Annotated in this window: 10 protein-coding genes; 6 read left to right on the top strand and 4 right to left on the bottom strand. The window is 45.3% G+C overall.

All coding sequences use genetic code 11. From position 1 onward, the window contains the following. Positions 1–172: 172 nt before the first annotated feature. On the top strand, positions 173–1,909 hold the full coding sequence (locus GWI56_RS00605) for a hypothetical protein (RefSeq protein ID WP_105251582.1): 1,737 nt from the start codon (positions 173–175) through the stop codon (positions 1,907–1,909). Between the two features lie 61 nt (positions 1,910–1,970). On the opposite strand, the gene GWI56_RS00600 is transcribed toward GWI56_RS00605, so the two are convergent. After that, positions 1,971–3,527: a S41 family peptidase gene (locus GWI56_RS00600; protein ID WP_198571841.1), complete on the bottom strand. Its 1,557-nt coding sequence runs from the start codon at positions 3,525–3,527 to the stop codon at positions 1,971–1,973. A gap of 233 nt (positions 3,528–3,760) precedes the next feature. Continuing rightward, on the bottom strand, positions 3,761–4,645 hold the full coding sequence (locus tag GWI56_RS00595) for a phospholipase A (protein WP_113939007.1): 885 nt from the start codon (positions 4,643–4,645) through the stop codon (positions 3,761–3,763). 442 nt (positions 4,646–5,087) lie between these two features. Here GWI56_RS00595 and cobA point away from each other — a divergent pair, with 442 nt between their 5' ends. From cobA to cysC, 5 genes are all read left to right on the top strand, one after another. After that, the gene (gene cobA, locus GWI56_RS00590) at positions 5,088–5,930 is read left to right on the top strand and encodes a uroporphyrinogen-III C-methyltransferase (protein WP_198571840.1); all 843 of its coding nucleotides are present in this window, start codon (positions 5,088–5,090) and stop codon (positions 5,928–5,930) included. A gap of 100 nt (positions 5,931–6,030) precedes the next feature. After that, positions 6,031–6,939 (top strand): sulfate adenylyltransferase subunit CysD, encoded by a 909-nt coding sequence (gene cysD, locus GWI56_RS00585; protein WP_105251586.1) that lies wholly within the window; start codon positions 6,031–6,033, stop codon positions 6,937–6,939. 82 nt (positions 6,940–7,021) lie between these two features. After that, positions 7,022–8,464, top strand: coding sequence for a sulfate adenylyltransferase subunit CysN (cysN, locus tag GWI56_RS00580; RefSeq protein ID WP_198572025.1), 1,443 nt, complete (start codon positions 7,022–7,024; stop codon positions 8,462–8,464). A gap of 3 nt (positions 8,465–8,467) precedes the next feature. Then, positions 8,468–10,192: an SLC13 family permease gene (locus GWI56_RS00575; protein ID WP_198571839.1), complete on the top strand. Its 1,725-nt coding sequence runs from the start codon at positions 8,468–8,470 to the stop codon at positions 10,190–10,192. A gap of 64 nt (positions 10,193–10,256) precedes the next feature. Next, positions 10,257–10,874 (top strand): adenylyl-sulfate kinase, encoded by a 618-nt coding sequence (cysC, locus tag GWI56_RS00570; protein WP_105251589.1) that lies wholly within the window; start codon positions 10,257–10,259, stop codon positions 10,872–10,874. A 102-nt stretch (positions 10,875–10,976) separates the two neighbouring features. Here cysC and GWI56_RS00565 read toward each other — a convergent pair whose 3' ends face one another. Together GWI56_RS00565 and GWI56_RS00560 are read right to left on the bottom strand one after the other, a co-directional pair. Further along, positions 10,977–11,816, bottom strand: coding sequence for a TIGR03899 family protein (locus tag GWI56_RS00565; protein WP_198571838.1), 840 nt, complete (start codon positions 11,814–11,816; stop codon positions 10,977–10,979). Between the two features lie 144 nt (positions 11,817–11,960). Further along, positions 11,961–13,169, bottom strand: a complete 1,209-nt coding sequence (locus GWI56_RS00560) for an MFS transporter (RefSeq protein WP_198571837.1) — start codon at positions 13,167–13,169, stop codon at positions 11,961–11,963. Positions 13,170–13,332: the final 163 nt, after the last annotated feature.

The following is a 13,332-nucleotide window of genomic DNA, read 5'->3' as shown; positions in this document are numbered from 1 at the left end:
CCTAAGCATTTTAAACTGGGTTTGTATTGCGTAGGGCTGAGTCGTTGCGTTTTCTGATTTTGCATTATCTGCGTAAGGGATATGTAAGAGCGGATAAATATTTAAATACCTAAGGTGAGTTCTTTAGGTATTGTTTTCATAAAATTGAATGTCATTAAATGGAGTTTCTTAAATGAAAAAGATTGTGATTGCCGCGGCAATTATTGCAGCAGGTGCTGGTGGTTATTGGTATATGCAGAATGGCGCGGGTTCTAGTGCCTCTGCTAATCCTTTGCTCGACTATGTGCCTGCCGATACGCCGATATTTTCGGGCCAGTTAAAACCCTTCCCGTTAAAAGCGTATTTACAGTCTATTTCTGGAAATTATCAGCAATATCCAAGTAACACGCTTGATGAACTCGGTGTGCAGGATAGCCCTATGGGCAAGTTCTTCGTTAGCATTTATCAGCAGTATATGGATGGGATGAAAGATCCTGCCTTACTGTTAAAAACCTTCGGTTTCCCCGATGAAGTTAAACCTTATATTTATACTTTAGGTGCTTTGCCAGTATTAAAGATTGATGTTAATCAGGCCGAAGCATTTTGGGCTGTATTAGATAAAGCCGAAAAAGACAGTGGTGTAACCCACGAAATGCGTAAAGTGGGCGATGTTGATTATCGCGCTTATGCACTATCGGATGAAAGCTCAGCAGAGAAAGCAGAACTGCTATTTGCCCAGAAAGATGGCATATTAACGATGACTTTCAGCACCTCTATTACCGAGCCTGAGTTATTAGAAATGGCATTTGGTATTAAGAAGGCGCCGCAGTCATTAGCCGCTTCTGGCATATTAGAAGATATTATTAAGACCCATGGTTTTAAAGATGACAGTATTAGCTTTATTAACCATGTGGAAATTGTAAAGGCATTGACCTCTGCAGATAGCAATATGCTAGCTAAGCAACTGACTCAATTTTTTGCTGATGAAAGTGCGGGTGAAGATCCATTAGCTCAAATCAGAACACCAGAATGTCGTACCGAACTGACCGCGATTGCCGCTAACTGGCCGCGTACTGTTGCTGGTTTAACGGCGTTTTCTGTGACTGAAAAAGAAAGCCATATGGCGGCTTCATTTGTTGTCGAAACGAAGAATCAACCTATTCTTGCGGCAATGCAAAAGATGCGTGGTTTTATTCCATCGCATCTGGCGGATATCGACAGCACTATCTTCTCCATGGGTATAGGTTTAGATATCAATGAAATTACCCCTTCATTAACGGCTATTTGGGATGATCTGCAAAAGCCACAACTGACCTGTGCACCATTGGCAGAGTTGCAGGCTGAGTTGAGCCAACAGAGCCCAGCTATGCTAGGCATGTTCACTGGCATGGCTAACGGTGTGAAAGGCATGAGCGTTTCATTGCTCGATTTTAAAATGAGCACACAAGATCAAGAGCCTAAGTTAGAAAGCTTAGATGCTTTAGTCAGCCTCAGCGCCGAAAACCCATCCATGTTGTTTAATATGGTCAAACCTTTCGCCCCTATGCTGGCTGAAGTGCAATTAGCCGATAACGGCGATGCTACTGATTTATCTCCAATATTGATGTTGCCTCCAGAGTTAGGTGTTAAGCCAATGCTGGCGATTAAAGGCCAACATTTAGTGGTGTATAGCGGTGATAAAGGCTTGGCTTTAGCCAACAAATTAGCAGGCGAGAAACTGTCAGCTAATGGCATGTACAGCTTGTCTGCTGATTACGGCAAGATGTTTACGCCAGTGCTTACACTGTTAGAAATGAGCGGTGAGCCGATCCCTGAAGAAATGCAAATGCTTAAAGATTACAACATGCGAGTTCAAATGAGCTTCGATGTGAATAAGCAAGGCTTGGTCATAGGTTCAGTCGCCAATTCTAAAGCGACTGAAAAGAAGTAATGCGTTAGTAAACTCATATTTGTTTGAAATGAGCCAGCAGATTGCTGGCTCTTTTTTTGGCTTAATTTAGCTTAGCTTGAGCCAACTTAGTGTGCTGTGCTGGCAGAACAAGTTGCGCTTTGGGCTTGGCGGAGCGCATTAAACTAACGAGCCCTTGCCATTGAATATCACTGTTCTGAGGGAGCAAAATATCCGGTTCAGTCCCAATACCGGACAGGAGTCTCCCCTGTGCATCATAGGTTAACGAACTGCTGAATCTTATGTTTAATCCACTGTTTGGCAGTTTGAAATGATACTGACGTGCAAAGTCGCCTGAGGTTTTTTCACCAATCAAATTTGCCCTAGACCAAGATTTAGTACGATAGGCAATCCACTCGCATTCTTGGCGACAATGGGGACTCACGAGTAGCGCTAAGCGATTTCGCCCTTCAGGAGCCACCGCAGGCTTAGTGCGAACATACCAAGGGCTGAATTTCTCTTTATCGACAGAGGGTAAGTTACGGGTGAGAGATTTGAGCCTAGGAGGACTGTACTCTAACGCATCCAGAGGCATAAAATTGAGCGGCTGTAGATAATCATTTCTCAGCTCTGGTGAGCGGCGATAGTGCGCAAATCCCATCACGTTAGGTGCTAAAGTGTTATTTAAATCCGCATCTTGATATCGCGACAGTATAGTCAATAATTTCGGACTAAAGCCACTGGCATCACGTAAATCAATGATCAGTAAGGGATGTGTCATGCCTTTGAGCAGTTCTTGCTGTTGTTCTTTATCTAATTCAAAGGCGTAGAGATCGCTGATCTTAAGTTTGACCGTCGTATTGTTGACCGTCTCTAATTGATTTGGCATGTCTTGAAATTCGGTGCGCTCAAATTGAGATAATTGGTTAATAAACTCGAGCACATTAATATCTTGAGTCTCGTCTTTTTCACTGATAGTTGCTAATTGAACTTGCGGTTTATGGCTTGGCAGGGCGAGAGTCACCTGCTGGCTTTGCAGATCATCATTAATTAGCGTAATGACTACATAGGGCTTTATGCTGAGTCCTAAGTCTTCGCGCAGTAGGTTAAGTTTTTTCAGCCAAGGTAACTGCATTTCTTGACTTTGTTTTGCCGGCTCAGGTAAGTAGGCTTGACTGGTCGCTACCCATTTGCTCATAGGTAAACCATCGATATGAGTGATAAAGGGGAAGTCGTTGTTGACTGGATTATTACCGTTATCCAAGGCTAACCATTGGTCGTTGACTGGCCTTAGCGTTAACGGGAGATCGCCGCTTTGATCGTCGAAGTTATGCACTTGAGCGCCTGGATCTTTGAGGGTATTGAGTAATTTAGTGACTTCAGCAGCAAAGCGATCATTGGGAGTAATATCTTGATACTGTTCAACAATAAGGCTAGCCATAAATTTAAGCTGCGGGTTGGCTTTGTCGGCCGTTAAGGCATAAAACGCTGAGTGTTGCTCGATTTGATCCAATAAGGCATAGAGATCTTGGCGTACCTCTTGTGCATTCAGCACTGGTGCAGCGCTATCTTTTGGCACAGCGAAAAACGCGAGCTTAAGTAAGCTCGCGAAAATAATGACACTGAGTAGCATGACTATGCTGCGGTAGCTAAAACTCATATTCCTCCATGATGTTAAGGCGCGGCTTCAGGGCACAAAAAGGTGTGCGACTATCGGCTTAAATGCCATTCGGATCAATGTAAATCGTCCCGCTGAGCCATAAACTCAGGTCCATCTGAGCAATTTAGCAGCAGGTTTGGTAGATTAGCAGCAAATTATGGTCGTTTTTTGTACTTAGTCACTTTATATACCCAAACAATCTTAAATAGCGGGATCAAGTGGGTATATCTTTCTTAAAGAATATCGTTGAGTGAAATTCCGATACCAATACGTTGATTGTGATAGTTGTAATCGATTAGGCTTTCGCCATAACCATTAAAGTATTGAGTATAAAAGCGTAAGTTGCCGACGATAGGATGACTCCAAGTCAGTTCTGCTGAGCCTCTGTCGATATCTTCTAGATTCGTTTTAACGGTTAAAGTGAATCTATGTTCATCGATACCATAAACGCCAATAAACTCTGCTTTACCTATATAGTCATCAATATTAGGGTTATCGTCGCCGCTGGCTTTATATGGATCTGTTTTTTCATCTTCAGGAATACGCCACCACACTTTGGTGGAGAAGGCGAGTGGGCCTGCATCAAAAATCATAGTGGCATAGAGGCGATTCCAACTGCGGGAAAGTGGCCCTGCTTTACCATTCGATTGATGTACGGCACCAAATCCCCAAAAGGAATTGGTCACACTGCCAATTTTCCAATCGTTATTAAACAGCATAAAGACTTCAGGCTCGTGATTGGTTTCCCTAAACGGTGATGAAGTGTCTTTGTTATAAACCTGCCAATAGGATTGATTGGTGTAAGCAAAAAATAAATGGCCATTATCACCAAACACATTGTACCAAATAGGAAATTTAAAACTGATTTGGAACTTAGCCTCAAACTCATCTAATGAATAGGGGTTGAGTATTGCATCTTCGGTGAAAGGTGCCATGTTGGGATCTGGGCTGTAGGTGACTGGTAAAAGGTAATTCACTTTATGTGGCGTAATCACAAAAGGTAGATCCGCCGTGGCAAGTTCATCTTTTACTCTTCCTTTGACTAATGATTCTTCGGCATTTATGTCCGTACAGGCTAATAGCCCTGCCAATGCAATACCTGAGTAAAGTGGTTTCATCTGCCCTCCTTGATGTGTTTATTTATTTGTCAGTCGTACTCAACAAAGATAGTTATTTCCAGCTTAACATTAGAAAGTGAATTTATGGTTATGGAAAAATCCTGTGTCACTTAATGACAAATCTTGTAGTCAGCCATTTTTAGTCCCATAGAGACATGTTTAGGTAGAATTTTTGGCAATAACATAGTGCCAAAATCATGCACTTAGCGGACAGAAATTATTTTGATGCAATTCGCTTAATCTTATTAAGTCATTTTCATTTCAATGGGTTAACTTGGATTTAGGGCATTTTTGATTTTGAAACCTAAGGTTTTCCCCACTTTAAGTGAGTGGTCACTTATTCTTTTATATCTAAATGATATAAAAACTAATAATTATCTATTTATTATGGAATATAAGACGCGCTATATTTCTACAGACTAAAGTGATCTTGGGGATTCTGATGGAAATTTTCTCTTTACCGGGCCAAGCGGCCAAAGGCAAAGTCTGGCTGGTGGGTGCAGGTCCCGGCGACGTTGAGCTATTGACGTTAAAGGCATGGCGCATCCTTAAAACTGCTGATGCAGTGCTATACGACGCTTTAGTCAGCCAAGATATCCTCGATCTTATTCCCAAAGACGCTGAGAAGATTGCCGTAGGTAAACGTGCGGGCAAGCATAGCGCCGCACAGGACGAGATTAATCAGTTACTTGTCACTAAAGCCTACACTCGTAAAAATGTGGTGCGCCTTAAAGGTGGCGATCCTTTTATTTTCGGCCGCGGGGGCGAAGAGTTACAAACTTTAGTCGAAGCTGGGGTTGAGTTTGAAGTCGTTCCCGGCATTACCGCTGCCAGCGGCACGTCAGCCTATGCGGGAATTCCCCTAACCCACAGAGACCATGCCCAAGGCGTCACTTTTATCACTGGCCATTGTCAGTTAGAGAGTCGCCCTATGGATTGGCAAGGTTATGCTAATCCTAACAATACTTTAGTCGTGTATATGGGGATTCTGAACGCAGGCATTATTCGCCAAGGTCTAGTCGATGCGGGCCGAAGCCCTGAAACACCCGTGGCGATAGTGTCAAAGGCGACCACTAAAGAGCAACGTCGTTTTATCGGCCGTTTAGGTGAGCTTGAACAGCTTGCCGCCGATCCAGAATTACAAATGCCAGCTTTGATGATCATAGGTGAAGTCGTCACGCTGAGTGACGCCTTGCATTGGTTCAAACCTGAAGCGATTGAATCGACTCAGGTCAGCGATGAACAGACTCAATCGGTTAGAGTCTCGGGCGCGTCGATAAGCTAAGCCGCAAACAGTTAAAGCTATTAAGTATTTAAAAATATTAAATAAATTAAGCTAATCCATGCTGTGGTAACACGGCGAATTTAAGGTAACGGAGAATAGTATGGCCGGGCGTGAACTAAGCCACTTACAACAACTGGAAGCAGAGAGCATCCAGATCATTCGTGAAGTTGCAGCCGAATTCGATAATCCTGTGATGTTGTATTCCATCGGGAAAGATTCTTCCGTTATGTTGCACTTAGCGCGTAAAGCCTTTTATCCTGGCAAGATCCCGTTTCCGTTGCTGCATGTCGACACAGGTTGGAAATTCAAAGAGATGATCGCGTTCCGTGATGCGCAGGCAAAGAAATTTGGCTTCGAGTTACTGACACACATTAACCCAGAAGGGTTGGCACAGGGGATTAACCCCTTCGACCATGGCAGTGCGAAACACACTGACATCATGAAAACTCAAGGATTAAAGCAAGCACTTAACCAATATGGTTTCGATGCGGCTTTCGGTGGGGCTCGCCGCGATGAAGAAAAATCCCGCGCCAAAGAGCGCGTGTATTCCTTCCGCGACCGTCACCACAGATGGGACCCTAAAAACCAACGTCCAGAATTATGGCGCACCTATAACGGCGCAGTGAACAAGGGCGAAAGTATTCGCGTGTTCCCATTATCTAACTGGACTGAGCTGGATATTTGGCAATATATTTATCAAGAAAACATTGAGTTAGTGCCTTTGTACTTTGCTGCTAAACGTAAAGTGGTTGAGCGCGGTGGTCAGTTAATCATGGCCGATGACGAGCGGATGAAGTTAGCCGAGGGCGAGCAGATTAAAGAAGAAGTGGTGCGTTTTAGAACCTTAGGTTGCTACCCACTCACGGCCGCCATGTATTCTGAGGCCGACAGTCTAGAAAAGATTATTGAAGAAATGCTGTTAACCCGTTCGAGCGAACGTCAGGGCCGATTGATCGACTCAGATCAAAGCGCCTCTATGGAGCAGAAGAAGCGTCAAGGCTACTTCTAATCTCTACAGGGTTAACCCTATTTCGCGAAGGTGGCGCTAATCAGCGCGACCTTCAGCCAAGCAGATCAAGAGTGAGAATATGATGGACAAAGCGGTCAATAAAACCAATCTCATGGCGGCAGAAATTACCCTCCATGGTGTGAAAGAATATCTAGCCCTGCAGCAGCACAAAGGCTTACTGCGCTTGTTAACCTGTGGCAGTGTCGACGATGGTAAAAGTACCTTAATCGGCCGTCTGTTACACGACAGCGCCCAGATCTATGAAGATCAATTAGCGAGCCTCAAGAGCGACAGTGCCAAGATGGGCACCACAGGTGAAGCCATTGACTTAGCCTTGCTGGTGGATGGCCTACAAGCTGAGCGCGAGCAGGGCATCACTATCGATGTGGCTTATCGTTATTTTTCAAGTGATAAGCGCAAGTTCATCATCGCCGATACACCAGGGCATGAGCAGTACACTCGCAACATGGCAACGGGTGCATCAACCTGTGATTTAGCGGTGATTTTAGTCGATGCCCGCTACGGCGTGCAGACTCAGACTAAGCGCCATGCGTTTATCGCGTCATTACTGGGTATTCGTCACTTTGTTGTGGCCGTGAATAAGATGGATTTGCTTGGGTTTGACGAGCAAGTATTTAACCGTATTCGTGCCGATTTTACGGATTTCGTTAAAGACTTCGGTAATCTCGATATCCACTTTGTGCCGTTATCGGCGCTTAATGGTGACAACGTGGTTGAGCGCAGCACCCAAAGCCCATGGTATCAAGGCGGTACACTGCTTGAACTGCTAGAAACCATTGATACTCAGCGTGAACTCTGCTCATTGCCTGTGCGTTTCCCTGTGCAATATGTGTCGCGCCCTCACTTAGATTTTCGCGGTTTTGCGGGCACGTTAGCCTCTGGCATCATTAATGTTGGCGACGAGTTAGTCGCTTTGCCATCGGGCAAACGCAGCAAGGTTGAACGTATTGTGACCTTCGATGGTGACATACAAGAAGCGGTTGCAGGCCAAGCTGTGACTATCACGCTGGAAGATGAAATTGATATTTCCCGTGGCGATTTACTGGCAAAACCCGATTCTGCGCCAGCCGTCGCTAACGTGATCAGCGCTGATATAGTGTGGATGGATGAAAAGCCATTACAACTCGGTCAGTTATACGACATCAAAGTGGCCGGTAAGAAGACGCAAGCTTCTGTGACTGCTATCGATTATGTGGTTGACGTTAATACCTTAGCACGCAGTGCGACGGACACTCTTGGGTTAAACGCCATTGCGCGTGTGACCTTAGAACTGACCGAAGACATAGTGTTTGATGCATATTCGTTAGTACGCGATACCGGCGGAATGATCTTAATCGACCGCCTGAGTAATGCGACGGTTGCCGCGGTTATGGTGGTGTCGGGTCAACATGTTAACAAGCAAACAGCGTCACAATTTAGTGCCTTTGAAGTCGAGTTTAATGCCTTAGTGCGTAAACACTTCCCCCATTGGCAAGCGATAGATATCACTAAGCTTGGAGCTTAATTTGTGAGTGACTTGTGGCTATTAGCGATTATTTTGTTAGGGCTTGTGGCTGGCTTAATTAGCGGCCGTATCAATCCAGCGGTATTGTTTTTATTTGCATTTTTGCTCTGTTATTTGCTTGGCATGGTTGCGCTCGATACCGCATTAACAAGCTTTACCAATATTGGCTTAGTCACGCTGGTCCTCTTGGTGTTGGCCGCGACAGCATTAGAAAAAACGTCCCTGCTGGGAAAGTTGAGTCAAGTCATAGGCAATAGTTCTTTGCCTATGACAATGGCAAAGCTCGGTTTTTCGACGGCTTTGCTGTCGTCATTTACCAATAACACTGCGGTCGTGGCATCACTGATTGGTGTTGTGCGCCGCAATCAGGCACACGCGCCGGCTAAGTTATTATTGCCGTTAAATTATGCGGCAATTTTAGGTGGCACACTGACCCTGATTGGTACCTCGACCAACTTGATTGTGAACTCCTTTGTAGAAAACGCCGGCTTACCCGCCTTAGGGTTCTTCGAGTTTACGCCAGTTGCAGTGGTGATCGTCGTCGCAGGCATCTTGTTACTGACCTTACTGGCGAACATTCTGCCCGACAGACGGGAAGAATCAGGTGAAGAAGCGCTGCCATATTTGCTCGAAGCCCATGTGGCGAAAGGTTCGTCCTTGGTCGGTCGCAGTGTGGTGGATAATAAACTTAGGGCGCTGAAAAAGTTATATCTAGTTGAATTAGAACGCAGTGGCATTTGTATTTGCCCTGTGCCGCCCCAGTTAGTGTTGCAAGCGGACGACGTGCTGCGCTTTAGTGGCGCGGTGGAATCGGTTGAGTTATTGCACCAATTCGATGGTTTAGATTGGTTTGGTAAACATCAAGCCAAAGGACAAAATTTAGTTGAAGCCGTACTCGCACCGTCATCCAGTTTAGTGGGCAGTTCGTTGAAAGCATCGCGTTTTCGTGAGCAATTTGATGCGGCTGTGATGGCCATTCGCCGCGGAAATCATCCGCTGAAGGGCGGACTCGGTGACATTATTCTGCAACCCGGTGATGTGTTGTTATTGACACCAGGTGATGGTTTTAGCAATAGCGCAAAGCTGAGTTCAGAGTTTGCGGCGATTAGCGGCTTAGATTTGAATGTGCGTCTAGACAGTCGTCGTGGTCGTTGGGTATTGCTGGGCTTTGCGGCAACGATCATCCTGAGTGTCACTGGCATATTACCCTTGGCTAAGGGTTTAGTGATATTGCTGCTCAGTTATTTTGCCATAGGCGCAGTCACGCTGGCTGAGCTTAAACGCCGTTTCCCATTGGAATTAGTGGTGATCGTGGGGAGTGCATTAGGGCTTGCCAACTTGATGATGAGTACAGGCCTTGCGAACAGTTTAGCCCAAGGATTACTCTCAGTTATTAACGGTTATGGGGTATTTGGCGCTTTTGTCGGCGTGTATTTAATGACCTTATTGCTGACTGAACTGGTGACCAATAACGCAGCGGCGGCGCTGGCGTTCCCTATCGCTTACGCGATTGCGCTTAATTACGGTGTCGATGCAAGGCCCTTTATTATGGCCGTTGTCTTTGGTGCCAGCGCGAGCTTTATTTCACCCTACGGCTATCAGACCAATTTGATGGTATTTAATGCGGGTAATTATCGCTTCAGTGACTTTGTCCGCCTTGGATTGCCGTTATCTGTGCTGTATTCCCTGATAGTGATATTTATGGTGCCGATCATCTTTCCATTTTAGTGATTAGCTTGAGTTTATTGCCCTTATGTTAGCGGTTAGTCAACATGGGGATTGAGGAGTTTTTATGACAAATATCGTGTGGCATCAACATCCTGTAGACCAAGCCGCCAGAGCCGAGCAGAAAGGCCAAAACCCAGTACTACTTTGGTTTACCGGACTTTCTGGCGCGGGCAAGTCAACACTGGCGGGTGCATTAGAGCGGGCGTTATTTGAGGCGGGATTCCACACTTATTTGCTCGATGGTGATAATGTGCGCCATGGCCTGTGTAAAGATTTAGGGTTTACGGTTGAAGACCGTGATGAGAACCTGCGTCGTGTGGGCGAAGTGGCTAAATTGATGGTGGATGCGGGGCTTGTGGTATTGTCAGCATTTATATCACCGACCCGTGAAGAACGTGATGGTATTCGTGCCCGTTTTCCTGCGGGGCAGTTTATTGAAGTGCATGTAGCTACGCCTTTGAGTGTGTGCGAGCAGCGTGACCCTAAGGGGTTATATGTGAAAGCGCGCAGTGGCGAGATTAGCAATTTCACTGGTATTTCATCACCCTATGAAGCGCCATTGGCCGCCGAGTTAACCATAGATACCAGCAAAGGCGATTTAGTGACTCAAGTACGCGCCTTAATTGATTATCTGACGGCAATCAATGTTATCAATGCCGATAAGGCAAAAGCGCTAGCTTAACATTTAGCCCTTATCTTGCTTAAAAGGAGCCTTTAGGCTCCTTTGTTATTCCCGGGCTTTACCGCCTATACCATTGATTCATAATTTTTTATGGCGTGAGCATTATTCTATTTTAAAGTCTTTAGCAAATAAGAGCTGCAGAGCCTTCAAGTATTCTTGATCCGGCTTAGGTTGCACGAGTTGGGCGAGTTCATCACCAATCGGTGTTAAGCGATAATAGCTAAAAAGCAGATTACCGCTCTTGGGCGTAAGCTTCATTTGTATGCCTTGTAGGGCAAATTGAATCGGTGTTTTGTTATTGAGTAGGCCGGTTTCGAACTCACTGCTGTGAAGTATTCCCGCATCGACTAAGGTCAAAATACTGGAATAAGGTAGCCCAAACTGGGATAAGCCTAAATTGACTGAGGTGCTTTTACGGAAATACTGGCCAATCCCACCCGACAAGCGGTAGCCACTGATGAGTTTTAGGCGCTGCTCGTTATTTACTTTCGCCGCCATGCCAAGGGCTTTTTCAAGAATTTGTGCTTCCCTGTGAGTCAGTTGCTTGAGCAGCGCTAGGGTACGTAGACTGAAGTTTCCCGGATTGACTATCTCGCTCGACAATATCCGAGCCCACAAATCTTGCATCTTACGGTTATGGATTTGTTCCGCCATCAAGAAAAATTGATGGCTCCAATCGGGATCAAGATCGACCCCAGTGACATCTGAGTGGGTATAACTGAGGGCTAAGGCAAAAATGGTTTCCACATTGGCCTGATATTCGCTCGATAACTTGCGTGCTCTATGTTGAGCTCGCTCGGCAATTGAGGCGTTCGCAGGGCGATATTCTTGCTCACTGGCGAGCCCTAATTGGCGACCAAGTAGCAGGGCTTTTTTGCGAGCGGATACCTCGGATGCTGACTCGCCTTCTTCTGCCAACAGTAAAATATCTGAATCCTTCATCGCGTTATTAATCCTTGAGCCTACACTGTGGTTGAGGTGAGGGTTTAGTGAACTCTTACATTCGGTTGTAGCTTACTTTAGATGATCATCTCTTTAGTTTGAGCATCTCGTTAAGCCAATTCTTTGGTTCGTTATTATGCCGTTTTATTTAACGACTTTAGCGATTGATTTCGCACTTTTAGTTGGCCAAGACCATAAGGTTTCATTACCCGGTTCAGGATGGCGCGGAACATTCAGCGCTAGTATTAACGAACATACGGCAAAGCCCGCCCCTATGTAAAATACAAAGGCGGGATCGGTTAACCATAATAAGCCCAAAAGCACAGGAATAATCACAGCCGCTATGTGGTTTATGGTGAAACTGACCGACATAGTGGCGGCAATGTCTTTGCTGTCGGCGATTTTTTGAAAATAGGTTTTCATCGCAATTGCCATCGCAAACAGTAAATGATCGATGACGTAGAGTGCTGCCGCCATATGGGCTTGTTCGACTAGGGCATAGCTGATAAAGACTAAGATGAGTCCAATATATTCCGCAGTAAGCGCATTACGCTCACCAATACGTCCAATCAAACGACCAATTGCAGGCGCAAACAGTAGATTAACGGCATAGTTGATTAAGAACAGCGCAGTGATTTCACTGACGCTATAACCAAACTTTTCAACCATCATAAAGCCCGCAAATACCATAAAGATTTGCCGCCTCGCACCTGAAAAAAAGGTGAGCAGGTAATAGAGCCAATAGCGTTTACGCAGTATGATTTTTTTGTGTTGTATTTCCGTTGTCTCAAACTTGGGGTAATACCATGTTATGGTTAGCACAATGATGAGACCTAATACGCCTATAATCAAATACATATGCAGGTAGTCCAGCTTCAACCAAGTCATTACTAGCCAAATGCTGGCATAACCGACTAAAGCGGCCGCCGAACGCCACGCCAGTGCTTTACCCATAAATCCAGCCGCGTCTTTTTTATCGACCCATTGCAGCGTTAGCGATTGGTTGATGGTTTCAAAATAGTGAAACCCGACAGACATCAACACAGTCGTTAGATACAGGCCTATGACCTGAGGAAAGAAACCTGTTACCGCTACGCCGATACATAAAATGGCGAGCGAGAGCAGGGCGAAGGCTTGTTCTCGAATGAGCAGCAGCACAAAAATTGCCGTAAAAGCCAAGAAGCCGGGGATTTCGCGCAGGCTTTGTAACATGCCGATTTCAGCACCAGTGAATTGGGCTTTCTCAATCACGAAGTTGTTGAGCAATGCCTGCCAAACGGCAAACACGAGTGACATAACAAAGGTCATCCACAGCAAGAGTGCTTTAGGATCTTTTGCTTGAATAGCTTTCATGGATAAGGGACTCAGGCGATAAGTGTTCAAATGCTAATGCTTTTTTCTTAGGTTGGCTATATAAGGTGTGACTTATCCCTTTCAATTTTGTAACAATGTTTAGGCGAATTAACTCCCTAGGTTACAAAGACGCTAAAGCGAGAATATAGCTAAGGCGTTATTT

Origin of the sequence: Shewanella sp. DW31 (assembly GCF_015767295.1) — a bacterium.
In the GTDB taxonomy this organism is placed as follows: Bacteria; Pseudomonadota; Gammaproteobacteria; order Enterobacterales; family Shewanellaceae; genus Shewanella; species Shewanella oncorhynchi.
The sequence above is the reverse complement of the archived record's forward strand: the minus strand, read 5'-3'. Positions and strand labels throughout refer to the sequence as shown.